Raw genomic sequence first — 19,386 nt, forward strand, 5'->3', positions numbered from 1 at the left:
ACGACGGCGCTCGCCCGGTTGTTGGCCTTGAGCTTGTCGTAGAGCTTCGAGATGTGGGTCTTGACCGTCGACTCGCTCATGTAGAGCTGCTTGGCCACGGAGGCGACCGAGTCCCCGGCCGCGAGCCGCTCGAGCACCTCGGTCTCGCGAACCGTCAGCTTGGGTCGCGACGGGTCGGAGCGACGCCGGAGCGCCCCTGCCAGGCCGGCTGCGGAGAACGAGTCGGGGGAGTTCGCCGCGTGCTTCACCGCGGAGATCACCTCGTCGGCCGAGCCGCTCTTGAGCACCAGGGCGGAGGCGCCCGCGTCGAGGGCCTCGAGGAGGGTGTTGTCGTCGTCGTGCATCGTCAGGACGACGATGCCGAGCCGTGGCCGCAGCTCGCGGGCGTGGCGCACCAGATCCAGACCCGAGCCGTCACCGAGCGAGACGTCGACCACAAGGACCTCCGCCTGGGCCGAGCGAGCCAGGACCAGGCCCTCCGCGAGGCTGGAGCCCTCGGCGACGACCTCGATCGCCTCGTCGGAGGAGAGCAGGTAGTTGATGCCCTGCCGGACGAGCTCATGGTCGTCCACCAACATCACCCGCAGCCGGGTGCTGGTCACTGTCGGGCGGACGGTGGAGACGTGGAGGCTCATGATGGCTGGGGCACCTTCTGCTGGACGTGGACGGGCGAGGAATGGGTCAGTGGGGTCGCGAGCTGGGCAGACACGTCGAGCCCGGCGGCGGTGGAGACGACGATCTGGCCACCAAGACGGGTGAGGGGGTGGTCGAGCATGCCCGCCTGGGTGAGCATCGACCTCCCGTCGTGCCTCATCCGGATCGAGGCGTGGGGGGCGACGACCGTGAGGTCGATGTCGACCCCGGTCGCTCCCGAGTGCTTGACGTCGGCGAGCACGTCGAGGAAGAGCTGGTAGAGCGCGGTCTCGGCCCGGGCGGGGAGGCGGAAGCCCGACTCGCTCAGCCGCAGGCTCACGACCAGTCCGGTCGTCGTCCCGAAGGACTGCAGGCGCGACGACATGGTGGCGCCGAGACCACGTTCGGGCCGGACGGAGACGCGCAGGTCGGAGATCTGCGAGCGCAGGTCCCCGAGGATCCGCCGCAGCTGCGCCCGGGCTGCCTCGAGCTCGTCGGCGCTGAGTGCGGCGTCGACCAGGACCGTCCGGCGGATCCGCTCGAGGTGGAGACTGAGGGCGACGAGCTCTTGGGCGATGCCGTCGTGCATCTCCCGGGCGAGACGCTCTCGCTCCTCGAACCCGGCCCGCTCGCGCAGACCGGCGAAGGCGAGCGCGACCCCGATCAGCGGGCCGAACTGGTGAGCCTGGTCGGCGAGGGACTCGAGGGTGTCGTCGTCCGACGTGCGCACGGTGGCCATGACGTCCTGGACGAGGACCCCGATCTGGGTCCCGTCGCTCGAGCGCAGGGGCACGACGTGGATCTCGCGGTGCGACACCTCGTCCCAGTGCCGTCCGGGTCGGCCGGTGCGCCAGGTCACGCCGACGACGCCGGGGTCGAGGGTCGGGTCGGGCCACGGCACCCGTTCGGAGCCTCGAAGCGCCAACGGGACCGGCTGGTCGGCGCCCGAACCGACGAGGATGGCACTGCGGGCCATCGGACCCGGACGGCCGATGGAGTCGAGCAGCATCTCCGCCGAGGTGGCCGGGTCCAGGCCGCCCTGCAGGTCGGCCGCGACGTGCTCCAACCGGGAGACGAGCAACGCCGCCTCGTCGGCGGCGGCGTTGGACAGGGGTCCGGGCGAGGCCACGTGGTTGGACCAGGCAGCCAGGACGCCGAGGCAGAGGGCGATGGCGCCCCAGATCACCGTCCGCTCCTGGGCCAGGAAGAGGGTGGTGCCGGGGCCGAGTGCGACCATGCTGGTGGTGGCCGCGAACCACGTCAGGGTGGCGGCGAGGGCGCCGCGGCGTCCCCAGCGCTCGCCGGCCCGGAACACCGGGATGATGACGAGTGGCAGGGCGCTGGGCCCCACCGAGACGGCCCAGCCCGCGCATGCCGCGCCGACCAGGGTGGGCACCATGGGGTGCAGCATCCGGCGGGGTCGCAGCAGCACCTGGACGTCGATGAGCAGGAAGGCCGTCACGAGGTCCATGGCGACGATGAGCAGGGCCCACGGGAGCACGCGGTAGCCGGTCGTGCCGAGACCGTTGACGAGCACGACCACGAGTCCTACGGCGAGGCGCAGGGCCGTGCCGGTCGACAGTCCGTGACCTCCCCGCATGTGCAGCGTCCCTCCGTCAGCGCCTGTCGATGTTCCTCAGCACATCGTCGTCGCCCACAGGCCCGTCATGTGGCGTTTTTACCCAATTTATCCCAAGTCCGCCCGATTACTTGTCCTTCCCGTCCGTTCGCCGCCGTCGTCCGCCGTTCACAGGCGCTGTCCACAGGCGTCGTGCGGCCGCGCGAGGGGGAGCCTCGCCGGGCCGAGGATGGGGCATGACACCACCTCGCCCACCGCCCCTGCTCGCGGCGCTGCTCGACCTCGTCCTGCCCGGCACCTGCGGCGCGTGCGACCTCCCGGGGTCTCCCTTGTGCCCCGGGTGCACCACCCAGCTGCGGGAGGAGCTCTATCCAAGGCCCCGCCGGGTGGCTCCCACCCCCACACCCGTCGGGCTGCCGCCGGTGACCACGTGCGGGCCCTACGGCGGGGTGCTCAAGGCGCTCGTGACCGCATACAAGGACGAGGACCGGCGCGACCTCGGTGGCGTCCTCGCCCCCCTGCTCCTCGCCGCGATCGACGGAGCCAGCCCGGGTGGCCCGCTGGTCGTCGTGCCGGTGCCGTCGTCCGATGCCGCGACCCGCCGCCGTGGTGACGCGCCGCTCGCCGAGCTGGCCCGGCGCGTGATGCGCCTCGATGCGGGGGACCGACTCACCCTGGCGACGCCGCTGTCGCCGGTGCGCCGGCTCGCCGACCAGGCGGGGCTCGACAGCGTCGCCCGGGCCGCCAACCTGGCCGGCGCGTATGCCGTGCAGCCCCGCTGGCGAGGTGGCCACGTCGGCCCGCGGGTGCTGCTCGTCGACGACGTGATGACCACTGGTGCCACCCTCGCCGAGGCGACCCGGGCCCTGCGGGTCGACGGGGTCCGCGTCGTCGGTGTCGCGACGATCGCCGCCACCCGCAGGCGGGGGAACCGGGCACCCTGACCGACCCGGAATGTCACGAAACCTGGATTGTTCGCCAGGCCACGGACCCTCAGGTATCGCCGCGGGGCGGACGGGACTACGGTCGGGGGAAGAGCCCCGCGATGGACGATCGGAGGTGGTGCCGCAGGTCCCCTGGGTCTGCCCGGCCCGACCAGACCCGATCCCCAAACCGCTAGGAGCATCACGTGGACATTGTTGTCACTGGGCGTCATGCCCAGATCTCTGACCCGTTCCGACAGCATCTCGAGGAGAAGCTCTCCAAGGTGCCGCAGCTGTTGCCCAAGGTCTCCCGGGTCGACGTCGTCGTCACCCACGAGAAGACTGCTCGCAACTCGGAGTCCGTGGAGATCACCTGCCATGCCAAGGGGCCCGTCATCCGGGCCGAGGCGTGCACGGATGACAAGTACGCCGCCCTGGACGCGGCACTCGACAAGCTCCTCGAACGCCTCCGACGTGCGGGTGACCGCCGCAAGGTCTCACGCGGCGGCCGTCGCGTGCCCGAGTCCGTTGCCCGCGCCACCGGACGCATCGCCCCCGTCACGGACATCGGGGACGCACCGGCGGACTCGCCGTCGGGCGAGCGGGAGGAGGCCGACTTCGGCGCCGTCGGCAACTCGCCCATCGAGGTCAGGGAGAAGGTCCACTCCAGCGCCCCGATGACCCTCGAGGAGGCCCTGAACCAGATGGAGCTCGTCGGTCACGACTTCTTCCTCTTCCACGACAGCGACACCGACCAGCCGAGTGTCGTCTACCGCCGGCGCGGGTGGTCCTACGGCGTCATCCACCTGCAGGTGGACCAGCCCGACGGCCAGGTCGGCGAGGCCGTCTAGCAGCCCCGGTGATCGGGATCTCGAGGACCGGGCCCGTCCGGAAGGTCGCACGGGGACAGGACGAGCCCGGTCGGGGCTGCGTGCGATGATGCCTCCCATGGACAGGATGCCGGCATTGCAGGACATTCCGGTCAGCATCCCCGGCGCTGGGGTGGCTGACCCGATCAGGGTGCTCGTCGCGGACGACCACGTCCTCTTCCGGCGGGGGCTCGAGATGGTCCTGCAGCAGGAGGGGGACATCGACGTCATCGGCGAGGCGGGCGACGGGGTCGAGGCCGTCAAGCGGGCCGAGGAGCTGCTTCCCGACGTGATCCTCATGGACGTCCGGATGCCCAGGAGCACCGGCATCGAGGCCTGCCTGTCGATCAAGGAGCGCGTGCCGTCGAGCAAGATCGTCATGCTCACCATCTCCGACGAGGAGACGGACCTGTTCGAGGCCATCCGGGCCGGCGCCAACGGTTACCTGCTCAAGGACGTGCCCGGCGAGGAGATCGCTGCGGGCATCCGCGCCGTCCACACCGGTCAGTCCCTGATCTCGCCGTCGATGGCCTCCAAGCTGCTCGCCGAGTTCGCCCAGATCAGCCGCCGGGAGGAGGAGGCCCCCAGCCCCCACACCCCCAAGCTGACCGCTCGCGAGGTGGAGGTGCTGCGCCTCGTCGCCCGGGGCCTGGCCAACCGCGAGATCGGCTCCCAGCTCTTCATCTCCGAGAACACGGTCAAGAACCACGTCCGCAACATCCTCGAGAAGCTCCAGCTGCACACGCGGATGGAGGCGGCGATGTATGCCGTGCGACAGAACATCATCGACCCTCGCCAGGCCTGATGGCCCCTCGTCGACTGACGAAGGCGCAGGCCCGCCGGATCGCCTTGGCAGCCCAGGGTTTTGCCGACCCGAAGCCCCCACCGTGGGGTGCGACCACCCGACACCTCCAGCGCGTGGTCGATCGTGTGGGCGTCGTGCAGATCGACAGCGTCAACGTCGTCGCCCGCAGCCACTACCTCCCCTTCTTCTCCCGGCTCGGCCCCTATGACCGCGCGCTGCTCGACCGCGCGCGCGACCAGGCCCCGCGTCGCCTCGTCGAGTACTGGGCCCATGAGGCCAGCCTCATCCCCCCGTCGACCTGGCCCCTCATGGAGCACCGGATGCGGGCGGCGGCCAACGGCTCGTGGGGCGGCATGCAGCGCGTCCACCGTGACCATCCGCACCTCGTCGAGGCGGTCTTCGAGGAGGTCGAGACCCGCGGGCCGCTGACCACCCGCCAGGTGGAGGCGGCCCTGTCGCACGACCTCCCCCGCCAGAGTGACCACTGGGGCTGGAACTGGTCCCTCGTCAAGGCCGCGCTCGAATACCTCTTCTGGGCCGGTCGGATCACCTCGGCCGGACGGACCGCCCAGTTCGAGCGCCGATACGCCTCCCTCACCCGGGTCGTCCCACCCGGCCACCGCACGCAATGGGTGGACCCCACGGCGCGACTGCCCGAGGAAGAGGCGTTCGTCGAGCTCGTGCGCATTGCCGCGCGGTCCCAGGGGGTCGCGACCGAGCTGTGCCTGGCCGACTACTTCCGGATCCGGCGGGCCGACGCCCGACCCGCGATCGCCCGGCTCGTCGAGGACGGGGAGCTGCTCCCCGTCGAGATCGAGGGCTGGTCGCGGCCGGCCTGGCTGCACGCCGACGCACGGGCGCCACGCCAGGTCCGTGCCGAGGCGCTGCTCAGCCCCTTCGACTCCCTCGTCTGGCAGCGCGAGCGCACCGAGGCCCTCTTCGACCTGCGCTACCGCATCGAGATCTACACCCCGGCCGCCAAACGGGTCCACGGCTACTACGTGCTGCCCTTCCTCTTCGGCGAGCGGCTGGTCGGGCGGTGCGACCTCAAGGCCGACCGTGCCACCGGGGTGCTGCGGGTCCAGCAGGTGACGTGGGAGCGGGACGTCCCGGCCGGGGCCGGTCAGGGCCTCGAGCGGGCGCTCGCCTCGATGGCCGACTGGCTGGGGCTCGGCGAGGGCGTCGTCCCCGCGCCGGCGGGCGCGGGTGCCCGGTGAGCGGCGCGCTGGGCCCGGGCGCAACTCCCGCCGTCGCCGCGGTCGTCACGGCATTCGACCCCGGGCCGAGCCTGACCACCGTCGTCGCAAGCGTCCTCGGGCAGGTGGCCGTCGTCGTCGTCGTCGACGACGGGAGCACCTCGGCTGCGGCGGAGCAGGCCCTGGACGCCTGCGCCGCCCTCGGGTGCACCCTCATCCGTCACGGGGCCAACCGGGGCGTCGCCGCGGCGCTGAACTCCGGGGTGGCGCAGGTGATCTCGGCTCATGACGAGCTGATGGACGTCCTCACCCTCGACCAGGACTCCGTGGTGCCCGCAGGCTACGTCCGGGCGGCCCTCGCCGCGCGTGAGTCGGCGCAGCGTGCGGGGCTGCACGTCGCGATGGTCGCCCCGGAGCACGTTGCGGGGCTGCCGAGCAGGCTCCGGTCCGAGCGAGGGGACACCCTCGTGGGGGATGAGCCGATCCAGTCCGGACTGCTCGTCGCCGTGGACGTGCTGCGTTCGGTGGGGCCGTTCGACGAGTCCCTGTTCATCGACGGCGTCGACAGCGACTTCTACCTGCGCTGCCTCGACGCCGGCCGGCTCGTGGTCCTCGCGCGAGGGACCGCTCTCGGCCACCGGCTCGGCGGGGGTCACCCGGTGCGCTTCCTCGGCAGGCCCCTGCTCCTGCGCGGGGTCCCCCTCCAGCTCACCCACGCGAGGCCGTTCCGCTACTACTTCCTCTCCCGCAACCGGATCGCCCTGGCGCGCGCGCACGGACGGCGCCACCCCCGGTGGGCGGCCGGCCAGCTCCTCGGTCTGGCCCGGCACCTGGTCCTGGTCCTGGCGCTGGTCCCCGGTCGCGGTGAGCGGGCGCGGTGGGTGCTGCGCGGCATACGCGATGGTCTTCGTGGCGTGGGCGGTCCGGCGCCGCGGACCTGAGACGTGCTGGCGTGCGAGGGGTGGGGAACGACATCGGGATGTCACCCAATTGTTCGCCGGACGTCTTGTGGTCTGGGCAGATCTGTCTAGGCTGGCGACTTCCGACACGGGAGGTGAGGCTGACGATGACCGTAGTCCGCGCAGCGCTGGTCCAGACGACGTGGACCGGCGACAAGGAGTCCATGATCGTGGTGCACGAGCAGTACCTTCGGGACGCGGCAGCGCGGGGCGCGCAGGTCATCTGCTTCCAGGAGCTCTTCTACGGGCCGTACTTCTGCCAGGTGCAGGACAAGCAGTACTACGCGTATGCCGAGTCGGTGCCCGGCCCCACGACGGAGCGCTTCCAGGCCCTGGCCAAGGAGCTGGGCATGGTCATCGTCCTGCCGGTCTACGAACGGGAGGACCCGTTCCTCTACAACACTGCGGCCGTCATCGACGCCGACGGGAGCCTTCTCGGGAAGTACCGCAAGCAGCACATCCCCCACGTCGGGGGGTTCTGGGAGAAGTTCTACTTCCGCCCGGGCAACGGCGGCTACCCCGTCTTCGACACCGCGGTCGGCAAGGTCGGCGTCTACATCTGTTACGACCGGCACTTCCCGGAGGGGTGGCGGGCGCTCGGTCTCAACGGCGCCCAGATCGTCTTCAACCCGTCTGCGACCTCCCGTGGCCTCAGCGAATACCTCTGGCGCATCGAGCAACCAGCCGCAGCCGTGGCCAACGAGTACTACGTCGGCGCGATCAACCGCGTCGGCATCGAGGACCTCGGTGACGACGACTTCTACGGCCAGTCCTACTTCGTCGACCCGGAGGGCAACTACGTGGGGGACAAGGGCGACACCCACCAGCCCGAGCTGATCATCCGAGACCTCGACCTCGACCTCATCCAGACGGTGCGCGAACGATGGGCGTTCTATCGCGACCGTCGACCGGACGCCTACGACGACCTCGTCCGTCCCTGAGTCGACCCGCACCACCGAAGGAGTCACGATGACCACCCTCATCACCGGCGGCACCGTCATCTCGGCGACCGGCCGGGTCGCTGCCGACGTCCTGCTCGACGGCGAGCGGATCGTCGCCCTGGTCGCCCCCGACAGCACGGCGCTAGGCTCCGACCTCGCCGCGACGGCCGAGACCGTCATCGACGCCACGGGCAAGTACGTCATCCCCGGCGGCGTGGACTGCCACACCCACATGGAGATGCCGTTCGGTGGCACGAGCGCCTCCGACACCTTCGAGAGCGGGACTCGCGCCGCGGCCTGGGGCGGGACGACGACGATCGTCGACTTCGCCGTCCAGCGCACGGGGGAGCGGGTCCAGGACGCGCTCGCCGCGTGGCACGAGAAGGCGGCCGGGAACTGCGCGATCGACTATGCATTCCACCAGATCCTTGGTGGCGTCGACGACGACGCACTCAAGGCGATGGACGAGCTCGTCGACGAGGGGATCACGAGCTTCAAGCTCTTCATGGCCTACCCGGGCGTCCTCTACTCCGACGACGGCCAGATCCTGCGGGCGATGCAGAAGGCGCGCGAGAACGGCTCGATGATCATGATGCACGCCGAGAACGGCATCGCCATCGACGTCCTGGTCGCCCAGGCACTGTCACGCGGTGAGACCGATCCCGTCAACCACGGCCTCACCCGCCCGTGGGAGACCGAGGAGGAGGCGACCCACCGGGCCATCATGCTGGCCCGGATCACCGGAGCACCGCTCTACATCGTCCACATGAGTGCCAAGCAGGCCGTGGCCCGCCTCGCCGAGGCCCGCGATCAGGGCTTCAACGTCTTCGGCGAGACGTGCCCGCAGTATCTCTACCTCTCCCTCGAGGAGCAGCTGGGAGCGCCCGGGTTCGAGGGAGCCAAGTGGGTCTGCTCGACGCCCCTGCGCGCGCGGGCCGAAGGACACCAGGACGAGCTGTGGAGGTACCTGCGCACCGGCGACATCTCGGTCGTCAGCACCGACCACTGCCCCTTCTGCTACAAGGAGCAGAAAGAGCTCGGGATGGGCGACTTCTCCAAGATCCCCAACGGGATCGGCTCGGTCGAGCACCGCATCGACCTGCTCTACCAGGGCGTCGTCACCAACGAGATCACCCTGGAGCGGTGGGTCGAGCTGACCTCGACGACGCCCGCCCGGATGTTCGGGCTCTACGGCCGCAAGGGCGTCATCGAGCCGGGGGCCGACGCCGACATCGTCGTCTACGACCCGCAGGGACACACGAGCATCGGGCTCGGCAAGACCCACCACATGAACATGGACTACTCCGCCTGGGAGGGCTTCGAGATCGACGGCCACGTCGACACGGTGCTCTCGCGGGGCCGGGTCGTGAAGCAGGAGGGCGAGTTCCGCGGCGCCAAGGGCCACGGGCAGTTCGTCCGTCGCGGGCTCTCGCAGTACCTCCACTGAGGCGACCCGAGCCCGCCGAGCCCTGCCGCCCGCCACCTGCCGCCCAAAGCACCGAGAGGAGATGCATCCGTGGACTTCGGCGTCGTGCTGCAGACCAACCCCCCGGCCAGCCGGGTGGTCGAGCTGTGCCGCCAGGCCGAGCACTACGGCTTCAGCCACGCCTGGACGTTCGACTCCCACCTGCTATGGGAGGAGCCCTACGTCATCCACAGCGCCGTCCTCGCGGCCACCCGCAAGATCATGGTCGGCCCGATGGTCACGAACCCCGCGACGCGGGACTGGACGGTCACCGCCTCGACCTACGCGACACTCAACGAGATGTACGGCAACCGCACGATCTGCGGGATCGGTCGGGGCGACTCGGCCGTGCGGGTGACCAACGGGCGCCCGTCGACCGTGGCCGAGCTGCGCGAGTCGATCGGGGTCATCCGGGGGCTGGCCAACGGCGAGGAGGTCGACTACAAGGGCAGCCGTCTGCGCCTGCCGTGGAGCCGCGGCTCCCACCTTGACGTGTGGGTCGCGGCCTACGGACCGCGCGTCCTGCAGCTGACCGGTCAGGTCGCGGACGGCTTCATCCTCCAGCTGGCCGACCTCTCGATCGCGGAGTGGAGCATCGCCGCGGTCCGCGAGGCCGCGGCGGACGCCGGTCGTGATCCCGACGAGGTGACGATCTGCGTCGCGGCCCCCGCCTACGTCACGGACGGCAGCATCGAGCAGCGCGCCCACGCCTACGAGCAGTGTCGGTGGTTCGGGGGCATGGTCGGCAACCACGTCGCGGACATCGTGGCCCGCTACGGCGCCGACGGGGCGCACGTACCGCAGGCCCTGACGGACTACATCACGGAGCGCGAGGGCTACGACTACAACGAGCACGGGCGGGCCGGCAGCAGCCACACGAACTTCGTCCCCGACGAGATCGTCGACCGGTTCTGCGTCATCGGCTCCGTCGCCGAGCACGTGGCCAAGCTCGAGTCGCTGAAGGCGCTCGGTGTCGACCAGTTCGCGCTCTACCTCCAGCACGACGCCCAGGACGAGACGCTGCGGACCTACGGCCAGCGGGTCATGCCTGCGGTCACCGACCACGTCAGGGCCAAGAGCTGATGCGGGCCGCATCGGTGCGCCGGACCGCGGGCACGAGCCTGCTCGTGCTGGGCGCCCTGGTCGCCGTCGGAGTGGTGTGGACGGCATACAAGGCCGTCGGCGCCGTCACCGGAGGGTCGTGGCCGGGGACGACGCGCCCGCTACCGGTGCCCACGGACGACGCGACGCTGCCGCCGTTCCTGTCGATCCTCACCCGCTTCGGCGCCCCGCAGCGCACCGGCGATCCCCACCCGTTGTGGCAGTACCTCCTCGACGCGGCAGTCTTCACCTTCCGCGAGGCGTTCGTCGGGTTCGTCGCTGGCGTGGTGATCGGGCTGCTCCTCGCGATGCTCATGCTGCGTTCGCGCTGGCTGGAGCGCGGCGTGCTGCCGTGGGTCGTCGTTTCGCAGACGGTGCCCCTCATCGCCCTCGCACCGGTGATCATGGCCTGGGGCAACAAGATCCGACTCCCGTTCGCGACGTGGGAGCCATGGATGTCGGTGTCGGTCATCGCGACCTACCTCACCTTCTTCCCGGTCGCGGTGAACGGCCTGCGGGGGCTGACGTCACCGACGCCGATCTCGATGGAGCTGATGACGTCGTATGCCGCCTCGTCGCGGGCGACTCTGCTCAAGCTGCGGCTGCCGTCGGCCGTGCCCTATCTCATCCCGGCGCTCAAGCTGGCCGCGACAGCGTCCGTGGTGGGCGCGATCGTCGGGGAGATCTCGGCCGGACTGCGGGGCGGCCTGGGCCGCCTGATCATCGACTACGCCCAGCAGTACCTCACCGACCCGCCCCGCCTCTACTGCGCCGTCCTCGCGGCCGGCCTGCTCGGCGTGGTCTGCGTCGGACTCGTCGACGTCCTGGACCGCGTGCTTATGCGCCACCGACCCAGGGAGGCCTGATGACGACTCCATCGACCACGTCCGTTGCGCCACAGCCCAGCTCGACCGCAAACGCCATCGCCGTGCGCGATGTCGGCAAGGTCTTCAACGCCGGCCGCCGGGGTGGGCTGACGGCGTTGCAGGGCATCGACCTCGACATCGCCCGTGGAGAGTTCGTCTCCCTCATCGGACCGTCGGGCTGCGGCAAGTCGACCTTGCTGCGGCTCGTGGCCGACCTCGAGACCCCCACGTCGGGCTGCATCGAGGTCAATGGCAAGCCGCCCCGCCAGGCACGCCTGGACCACGACTATGGGATGGCCTTCCAGCAGGCCGGGCTCTTCGACTGGCGCACCGTGGCCGCCAACATCGAGCTGCCGCTGGAGCTGCTCGGCTGGGACGCCACAAAACGACGCGAGCGCTCCCGCGAGCTGCTCGAGCTGGTCCACCTGCCCGACTTCGCCGGGCACCGACCGTGGGAGCTGTCGGGGGGCATGCAACAACGGGTCGCCATCGCCCGCGCCCTGGCCATGCGACCCGGGCTGCTGCTCATGGACGAGCCCTTCGGGGCCCTCGACGAGATGACCCGGGAGCACATGCAGGCCGAGCTGGTCAGGATCTGCGACGAGACCGGGGCCACGGTCGTCTTCGTGACCCACTCCATCCCCGAGGCGGTGTTCCTCTCCGACCGCGTCGTCGTCATCTCGGCCCGGCCCGGCCGCATCTCCGAGGTCGTCGACGTGGCGCTGGGCGAGCGGACCGAGCAGACCCGGGCGGACGAGCGGTTCTTCGCGGCGGTCACGCAGGTGCGCGCGGCCCTGCGCGGCCCCGGGACGCTCGGCCCGGACGAGGTGGTGCTCGAGTGAGCGCCACGACGCCGATCCGGGCCTCCCCGACGTCGTCGGACGCCCCGTCGTCGGACGCCGCGTCGTCGGACGCCACCCCGGCAACGACCGGTGGCCGCCGCACCGAGCGCGGCGTTGCCGCGCTGCACGCCATCTGGCCGCCGCTCCTCGTCGGGGTCCTCGCCATGCTCGGGTGGGAGCTGGTCGTCACCGTCTTCAACATCCAGAAGTTCCTCGTCCCCAAGCCGTCCGCCATCGGGTCGGCCTTCGGGGAGTCCTTCCCGCAGATCGTGGTCGGCGTCGGCAAGACGGGGTGGGTGGCGATCTCCGGGCTGCTGATCGGGGTCGTCCTCGCCGTCCTCCTCGCCCTGGTCTGCACGCGCTTCGCGGTGTTGGCCACGGTGCTGACCCCGCTCGCGGCCGCTCTCGCCGCGACGCCGATCGTCGCGCTGGCTCCGGTCTTCTTCAAGTGGTTCGGGCAGGTTGAACCCACCGCCAAGCAGGCCGTGGTCGTCGCCGTGGTCCTCTTCCCGGTGTTCGTCAGCACGTCCAAGGGGCTGCTCCAGGTGCAACCGGTCCACCTCGAGCTGATGCGGACCTACGGCGTCGGCGGCTGGCGGGTGCTGCGGGAGGTCCGCGTGCCCAACGCCCTGCCCTACTTCCTCACCTCGCTCAAGGTCGCCGTCAGCCTCTCGGTCATCGCCGCCATCGTCGCTGAGTACTTCGGCGGCGAGCAGGGCACCCTCGGCGGCATCATCACCCAGAGCGCGGGGCTCTCGCGCTACGACCGCGCCTGGGCGGCCGTCCTCGCCGCGGCCCTGCTCGGGATGACCCTGTATGCCGTGGTGCTCCTTCTCGAGCGGCTCCTCCTTCGGGGCCAGCCACCCACCCGGGCCCACCCATGAACCGGACGCCACCGACCGGCATACCGAGTGCGCGACGCTGCTCACGCGGTCAGCACCGACCACCCATCCATCGCAGACCCGTGGAGGACCAGCCATGAAAACCCATCGCCTGACCATCGGCGCATCCGTCGCCACACTCGTCCTGCTCGCCGGGTGCGGCACCGGTGACACGACCAGCTCCAGCGCGGCCGGCGGGGGCGGGGGGGCGACCAACGCGGCGTGTGCGACCACGACCAAGGTCAAGCTGCAGCTCCAGTGGGTGGCCCAGAGCCAGTTCGCCGGCTACTACGCGGCCAAGGACCAGGGCCTGTGGGCCAAGGAGTGCCTCGACGTGACCATCATCGAGGGCGGCGTCGACATCGTCCCGCAGACCCAGCTCGCCACCGGCGCGGTCGACTTCGCCATCGCCTGGGTGCCCAAGGCGCTCGCCTCCCGCGACGAGGGCGCCAAGATCACCGACATCGGCCAGATCTACCAGCGTTCCGGGACCCTCCAGGTCTCGTGGAAGGACTCGGGGATCACCACCGCGGCCGGACTCGCGGGCAAGAAGGTCGGCAACTGGGGCTTCGGCAACGAGTTCGAGCTGTTCGCCGGGCTGCAGAAGGCCGGCGTGGACCCCAAGAGCGGCGTCACCCTGGTGCAGCAGCAGTTCGACATGAGCGCCCTGCTGGGCAAGCAGATCGACGCGGCCCAGGCGATGGTCTACAACGAGTACGCGCAGGTCCTCGAGCAGAAGAACCCGGCAACGGGCGCGCTCTACCAGCCGTCGGACCTGTCGGTGATCAACTGGAACGACGAGGGCACGGCGATGCTCCAGGACGCGATCTGGGCCGACACCGAGAAGCTCAAGAGCGACAAGACGTATCAGGACACCGCGGTCAAGCTGCTCAAGGGGGCCATGGCCGGCTGGGTGTCCTGTCGTGACGCCTTCCAGCCGTGCGTGGACATCGTGCTCAAGAACGGGCCGACCCTCGGCGCCTCGCACCAGGCCTGGCAGCTCGCCAAGGTCAACGAGCTCGTCTGGCCGGCGCCCTCGGGCATCGGTGTCGTCGACAAGGCGGCGTGGGATCAGACCGTGTCGGTCGCGACGAGCCAGAAGGTCGTCAAGACGGCGCCGGATGCCGACGCCTACACGAACGCTTACGCCCAGAAGGCGATCGACGCCCTCAAGGCGGAGGGTCTCGACGTGACCGGCGCGTCCTACAAGGCCCCCGCGGTCACCCTGAAGGAGGGTGGCAAATAGGCGTCGATCACGGGATCGGCTCCCTCCGGAGGCGTTCGCCGGCGTCCCGGCGAAAGCCGGATCCCTCCGGGGGGAGAGGAGGGGTCAGCGAGCCGACCAGTCCGAGGCGAGCAGGTCGTAGTCGACGAGGTCGTCGAAGCTCCCGTCCCCGAGGCGCTCGGCCTGGCGCTGGAGGCCCGTCGCCACGAACCCGGTGGCCTCGGCGACGTGCCGCGACGCAGCGTTGCCCGCGGCTGCTCGCAGGGTGAGACGGCGCAGCCCGAGGCCGCCGGCGTCCTGGGGCGCGAAGCCGTGCCGGACCAGGCGGGTGAGCGCCTCGGTCATCAGGCCGCGGCCCCGGGCGTCCGGGTGGGTCCAGTAGCCGCACTCGCCGCTCGTCGGGTCCTCCCCTCGCAGGCCCATCACCGCGATCGACCCGACGCACCGGTCGTCGACCGGGTCGGCCATGGCGAGGAACAACCCCGTCCCCGCGCGGGCATGGGCCCGGCAGCTCGCAAGATAGGCCGCCGCGTTCTCGGCCGTGTAGGGCAGGGGGAGCCCGGCCAGCCAGTGGCGCGTCCGCTGCTCCCGGCAGGCCTCCTCGACCCGCGGTGCGTCATCGTCGCGCCACGGCCGCAACCTGACGCGCTCACCCTCCAGGGTCACGTCGGGGAGCGGGGTCCGGTGACGGACGCGCTGGTCGGTGCGGGGGTCGGTGCTGAGCAGCTCGTAGTAGACGCCGTCGGTGAGCTCGCCGCTGCTGCGACGGTAGGCCATCCGGTCGGCGCCCCACTGCTGGAAGCCGGCCCGCTCCAGCACCGCCTGGGAGGCCGTGTTGTCCAGGTCGGTCCCCGCGTGCAGCCGGGTCAGGCCCAGCCCCCCCTCCGCGGTCGGGGCAAGAGCGTGCGAGATGACCGGGTCGAGCGCCTCCCGCAGCACGTGTCGCCCGCGCGCGCTCGGGTGGAGCCAGTAGCCGACCTCCCCCTGGAACCGCTCGGCGGCGGGACCCATCCGGAAGAGCGTGACGTTGCCGAGGGCGCGGTCGCTCTGGCGGTCGGCGACGCACCAGTTGACGCTGTCGCCCAGCGCCATCTGCCCCCTGCGCAGTCGCAACCACGCCGGGAAGCCCTCGGCGTCCGGGTGTGCCCCCGCCGGCATGAACCGACGGCTGGCGTCGTCGGGCCCGTCTCCGGGCGCGGGCTCGTCGGTGTCGCGCCACGGACGCAGCCGCAGGTGGTCGGTCTCGAGGACAGGGACCGCCGCGGGCTCGACCCGCTGCCCGGCCCGGTCGTCGTCGGCGAGCAGGTCGAAGAGCAGTGAGTCCGCGGCAGCATTGCCCTCCACGAGGGCCTGGCGTTCGGTTCCGACCGCACGGAACCCGGCCCGACGCAGGACCCGGGCCGACGCGAGGTTGTCCACCGCGCACCCCGCCTCGAGGCGTCGCAGCCCGAGCCCTCCGGTCTCGGCCGTGCCGAACGCGTGCTGGATCGCTGCGTCGAGAGAGGCGGCGCCAACTCCCCGACCCCGGGCCGGTTCGACGAGCCAGAACCCGACCGCCCCTGAGGCAGCTCGCGCAGCGTGGTTCAACCCGAAGATCCAGATCCCCCCGAGCACCAGGTCCGTTGGTGCGTCAGCGATCGCCCACAGGACACTCTCTCCCTCGGCGGACCGGTTGGTCCGGGCGAGCAGCCACGAGTCGAACCCCTCGCGGGTCGGCATCGCTCCAGTCATGAACCGGGCGGCTGTCTCGTCCAGCTGCTCTGGCATCGCCGCGCCGTCCTCAGGACGGAACGGCCGCAGCCGCACCCCGTTTTGCTCGAGGACGACCGGCTCCAGCCACGGATGGCGGGGGCTCCTCGGCTCGCCGACGGCCAGCGACCCGGCCCACACCTCCAGCAGCTCTCCCCGGCGCGACTGGTGCAGTGGGCCGGTGATGCGGAACCCGTTGCGCCAGACCACTTTCCGAGAGCCGAAGTTGCCGACCTTGGCGTGCCAGAGCACCACCTTGGCGCCCTCCTGGAACGCGTGCTCACACATGAGCCGAACGGCGCGGGTCAGGTTGCCGCGACCCCGCTCGGCAGGGTGCGCGGCGAAGGCGATCTCGACGGTCCCGAGGTCCCGGGGCCGGTGCGACACCAGTCCCGCGAACCGGCCGGCCGCCTCGACGACCCACGACGCGCGCTCTCCGCTCTGCCACTCGTCGCGGACGACGTCGAGGAAGGCCGTGGCGTCATCGGGACCGTAGGGCTGCGGCACCAGGGTCCACCGAGCCGTCTCCGGGTCCCGGCTCTGCTCGATGACGGCTGGCAGGTCGTCCGCTCGCATCGCACGGAGGGTGACCACGCCGTCGCCGAGCGTGGGGACGAGGTCGGGGTACCCGAGGTCCATGTGCCCACCCAACCAAGTCCATATGCCGCGCGGCAAGCAGATTTGTCGGTCGATTGTCAGCGTCGAGACCCCGGTGTCGCGTCCACCCGGGTCGGCGCGCAGTGCGTGTAGACCGTGCCGTAGGCGGTCTCGGCAACGGCACGGAACTCGTTGGCCACGGTCTGGTTCGCGTCCTCGCTCCCGGGACCCACGTAGGGGAAGAGGAGAGCGGTCCGCGCCGCCAGGACGTCGGCCAGGACGAGGACGTCAGCGCCCTTGATATCCGCAACGAGGTGGGATCCGCGTTTCTCGGCAACTCCGGGCGGCAGCTCGAGGTAGTAGGCGTCGGATCGCAGGTCGGGCAGAAGGTGGTAGAGCAGGATCCATGACAACGTCGGACGGCTCATGTCGCTGGCCCCGAGAAAGACGGAGCTGCCCGGTGGCGAGGCGCGGGTGATCTGCGCGAGCGTGTTCTCCAGTGCCGAGGCAGCCGCGGCGTCGGCCACAATCAATGATCGGGCGCCCACGGCGACGTGCACCGGGGGGTGCTGCTGATGACGGATGACGTCGCCCACACCGTTGGCGACAGACAGCACCGCTGCGACCGCTATGAGTGGCGGCGTCAAGTGACTGAACAAGGCGCCCTCCCGAGATGTGGCCGATGCTGGCACGAAGGCGCAGACCTTCGCCAGGACCAACGGGACGACCACGCACGCACTGAAGCTGAGGTGATCGAGGTCGAGCCGCTGGAAGGTCTGCGCCATCAGCAGGAGCGCGAGCACGGCATCGGAGATGGCTGCGCGACTCCGAGCCCGGACCGCCGCGACGACGAGCACGGCGCAACACGTGCCGACGATGGCCACCAGGGGCCAGAGAGCCACCGGCGTTTGAGAGACATCGATGCCCGCACGGACAGTCAACCGGTCGAGAACGATGTTCTTCACGAGCTGTGGTCCCACGGCGACCCCGTAGGCAATCGTGGGGGTCAGGCCGAGCGCCAGCCCGGCGACGAAGGGACGCCACCGTCTCGTCCGAATGACGAACGGGCACGACGCAAGGACGGACACAACGACCATCTCCGGTCGCCAGAACGCCGCAGCCCCCGCCAGCACGCCGGCCAGGACCACGAGGCGTCGGGAGCTGCCTCGGTCCAAGAGCACCAAGGCCCAGATGGCGGCTGCCAGCGCCCCCAGCCAGGCATAAGCGATCAGCTGGAGCGGAAGGAGGATGAGCGCACACGCCATACCTGCTGCGACCGAGGGAGCCCTGCCGTAACGCCGGGTCAGCTGCATGACGCCCACGGCCAAGGCCATGTGGTAGCCGAGACCGACCGCCCCTTCGGTCTCGACGGACGAGCCGAGCGTCCTGAAAGCGGCGCCCACCAGGGCAAAGGTTCCCGGGCCGTAGACGGTAAAGAAGTCGCGGTGGGGCAGTCGGCCGTCGAGGATCTGGTCGGCGTAGACCAGCAGGATCCACTCGTCCTGGCTCGGCGGTGGGATGTCGAAGAAGCGCAGCGCGGGCATTACGGCGGCCAGGACGACCAGGCCGACGGGGAGGAGTCCGAGCAGTCGTCGCCGGCTGGTGTCCTGCCCACCCTCGTCAGCGACCACCGAGGCGGGAACGCCCACCCCTGCGCCTGTCTTGGTCATGCGCCCCTGTCCCTGCCCCGTCGCCGTCAATGTCGACATGTCAACATGTCAAGAGGGAGATTGGCGACGGCGTGGGGCACTGAGGCGGATGTGCGAAACGTCCATACCGTCGGTGTCGCCATCTGGCTGTTCGGACGACGTGCGCCGTGGGACGCGGGCCGGGACCCCGAGGGCCAGGATCGTGGGTCTGGTCCGGTGGATCGTGGTGACCCCCAGGTCCGAGCGACGGGACGCGGAGGGGGGTCGGTGACGTCCTGAGCGGGCCGAGCCGCCAGCATCCCGTCGTTCGTCCCGCGCCGCAGGCACTCGGGCTCGGGGCCATGGGCCGACCCTGTCGGTAGAGGTGCCGCCCTCTCGGCGGTCAACGGGTGAGGGAGGGGCGATCAGTGCTGGCCCTGCTCCCCGGAGGAGTCCTCACCGCATTCGTCGGCCAGAACGGCATACCTGGTCCTCGCCTCGAGCTCGCCGACGGAACCGGGTGTGTCGGCCGTCCGTTGGGTGGGTGCCCGGGCAACCGGCTAGCCTAGGTCGCTGTCCACCACCGCCCGTGTCTGCTGCCCTATGTGTCGTCCAGGAGTGAGAGCGTGCCCAAGGTCTTTGAGAAGTTGCTGCGTGCCGGTGAGGGGCGCATCGTCAAGAAGCTCGAGGGCATCGCCGCCCAGGTCAATGCCCTCGAGGAGGACTTCGAGAAGCTGACCGACACGGAGCTGCGCGCCGAGACCGAGGTGTTCCGGAAGCGCGTCGAGGGCGGAGAGAGCCTCGAGGAGCTCATTCCGGAGGCGTTCGCCGCCGTCCGGGAGGCCTCGAAGCGCACCCTCGGCAAGCGCCACTTCGACGTGCAGATCATGGGCGGCGCCGCCCTGCACCTCGGAAACGTCGCCGAGATGAAGACCGGTGAGGGCAAGACCCTCGTCGCGACGCTGCCGAGCTACCTCAACGCCCTCTCGGGCAAGGGGGTGCACGTCGTGACCGTCAACGACTACCTCGCGGAGTACCAGTCCGAGCTGATGGGTCGCGTGCACCGCGCCCTGGGGCTCGAGACCGGCTGCATCCTGTCGTCGATGACGCCGGAGCAGCGGCGGGCC

At 70.7% G+C, this 19,386-nt stretch carries 16 protein-coding genes and 1 pseudogene; 13 read left to right on the top strand and 4 right to left on the bottom strand.

What is annotated here, in order from left to right:
• Both ACLL9L_RS07290 and ACLL9L_RS07295 read right to left on the bottom strand, forming a co-directional pair.
• On the bottom strand, positions 1-635 hold a 635-nt coding region (locus tag ACLL9L_RS07290), incomplete at its 3' end, for a response regulator (RefSeq protein ID WP_411283981.1).
• Complete coding sequence (locus ACLL9L_RS07295) at positions 632-2,233, bottom strand: sensor histidine kinase (protein ID WP_411283982.1); 1,602 nt, start codon at positions 2,231-2,233, stop codon at positions 632-634. The genes ACLL9L_RS07295 and ACLL9L_RS07290, both read right to left, overlap by 4 nt.
• 215 nt (positions 2,234-2,448) lie before the next feature.
• Between ACLL9L_RS07295 and ACLL9L_RS07300 the strand changes: the two genes are divergently transcribed.
• From ACLL9L_RS07300 to ACLL9L_RS07355, 12 genes are all read left to right on the top strand, one after another.
• Positions 2,449-3,156, top strand: a complete 708-nt coding sequence (locus ACLL9L_RS07300) for a ComF family protein (RefSeq protein ID WP_411283983.1) — start codon at positions 2,449-2,451, stop codon at positions 3,154-3,156.
• 185 nt (positions 3,157-3,341) lie between these two features.
• The gene (hpf, locus tag ACLL9L_RS07305) at positions 3,342-3,986 is read left to right on the top strand and encodes a ribosome hibernation-promoting factor, HPF/YfiA family (protein WP_411283984.1); all 645 of its coding nucleotides are present in this window, start codon (positions 3,342-3,344) and stop codon (positions 3,984-3,986) included.
• A gap of 97 nt (positions 3,987-4,083) precedes the next feature.
• A complete protein-coding gene (locus tag ACLL9L_RS07310) occupies positions 4,084-4,809 on the top strand; it encodes a response regulator (protein WP_411283985.1) in 726 nt (241 codons plus the stop codon).
• Entirely contained in the window at positions 4,809-6,026 is a 1,218-nt protein-coding gene (locus tag ACLL9L_RS07315; protein WP_411283986.1) for a winged helix-turn-helix domain-containing protein, read from the top strand. The genes ACLL9L_RS07310 and ACLL9L_RS07315 overlap by 1 nt, the downstream gene beginning before the upstream one ends.
• Positions 6,023-6,946 carry a glycosyltransferase gene (locus ACLL9L_RS07320; protein ID WP_411283987.1) on the top strand — a complete coding sequence of 308 codons (924 nt, stop codon included), beginning with the start codon at positions 6,023-6,025 and terminating at the stop codon, positions 6,944-6,946. The genes ACLL9L_RS07315 and ACLL9L_RS07320 overlap by 4 nt, the downstream gene beginning before the upstream one ends.
• Positions 6,947-7,071: 125 nt before the next feature.
• Positions 7,072-7,905 carry a nitrilase-related carbon-nitrogen hydrolase gene (locus tag ACLL9L_RS07325; protein WP_411283988.1) on the top strand — a complete coding sequence of 278 codons (834 nt, stop codon included), beginning with the start codon at positions 7,072-7,074 and terminating at the stop codon, positions 7,903-7,905.
• Positions 7,906-7,933: 28 nt separating this feature from the next.
• The gene (gene hydA / locus ACLL9L_RS07330) at positions 7,934-9,352 is read left to right on the top strand and encodes a dihydropyrimidinase (RefSeq protein WP_411283989.1); all 1,419 of its coding nucleotides are present in this window, start codon (positions 7,934-7,936) and stop codon (positions 9,350-9,352) included.
• Between the two features lie 69 nt (positions 9,353-9,421).
• Complete coding sequence (locus ACLL9L_RS07335; protein ID WP_411283990.1) at positions 9,422-10,453, top strand: TIGR03842 family LLM class F420-dependent oxidoreductase; 1,032 nt, start codon at positions 9,422-9,424, stop codon at positions 10,451-10,453.
• Entirely contained in the window at positions 10,453-11,337 is an 885-nt protein-coding gene (locus ACLL9L_RS07340) for an ABC transporter permease (protein WP_411283991.1), read from the top strand. Before ACLL9L_RS07335 ends, ACLL9L_RS07340 begins: the two co-directional genes overlap by 1 nt.
• A complete protein-coding gene (locus ACLL9L_RS07345) occupies positions 11,337-12,179 on the top strand; it encodes an ABC transporter ATP-binding protein (protein WP_411283992.1) in 843 nt (280 codons plus the stop codon). The genes ACLL9L_RS07340 and ACLL9L_RS07345 overlap by 1 nt, the downstream gene beginning before the upstream one ends.
• Positions 12,176-13,063: an ABC transporter permease gene (locus ACLL9L_RS07350; protein WP_411283993.1), complete on the top strand. Its 888-nt coding sequence runs from the start codon at positions 12,176-12,178 to the stop codon at positions 13,061-13,063. Before ACLL9L_RS07345 ends, ACLL9L_RS07350 begins: the two co-directional genes overlap by 4 nt.
• A 94-nt stretch (positions 13,064-13,157) precedes the next feature.
• Positions 13,158-14,306 carry an ABC transporter substrate-binding protein gene (locus ACLL9L_RS07355; protein ID WP_411283994.1) on the top strand — a complete coding sequence of 383 codons (1,149 nt, stop codon included), beginning with the start codon at positions 13,158-13,160 and terminating at the stop codon, positions 14,304-14,306.
• 84 nt (positions 14,307-14,390) lie between these two features.
• Here the strand turns inward: ACLL9L_RS07355 and ACLL9L_RS07360 are convergent, their stop codons facing one another.
• Complete coding sequence (locus ACLL9L_RS07360; RefSeq protein WP_411283995.1) at positions 14,391-16,673, bottom strand: GNAT family N-acetyltransferase; 2,283 nt, start codon at positions 16,671-16,673, stop codon at positions 14,391-14,393.
• A 56-nt stretch (positions 16,674-16,729) separates the two neighbouring features.
• Positions 16,730-18,301, bottom strand: coding sequence for a hypothetical protein (locus ACLL9L_RS07365; RefSeq protein ID WP_411283996.1), 1,572 nt, complete (start codon positions 18,299-18,301; stop codon positions 16,730-16,732).
• Positions 18,302-18,885: 584 nt separating this feature from the next.
• Here ACLL9L_RS07365 and ACLL9L_RS07370 point away from each other — a divergent pair.
• Positions 18,886-19,386: pseudogene (locus ACLL9L_RS07370) on the top strand (preprotein translocase subunit SecA); the annotation flags it as partial.

This window comes from Lapillicoccus sp. (assembly GCF_046595215.1).
GTDB lineage: Bacteria > Actinomycetota > Actinomycetes > Actinomycetales > Dermatophilaceae > Lapillicoccus.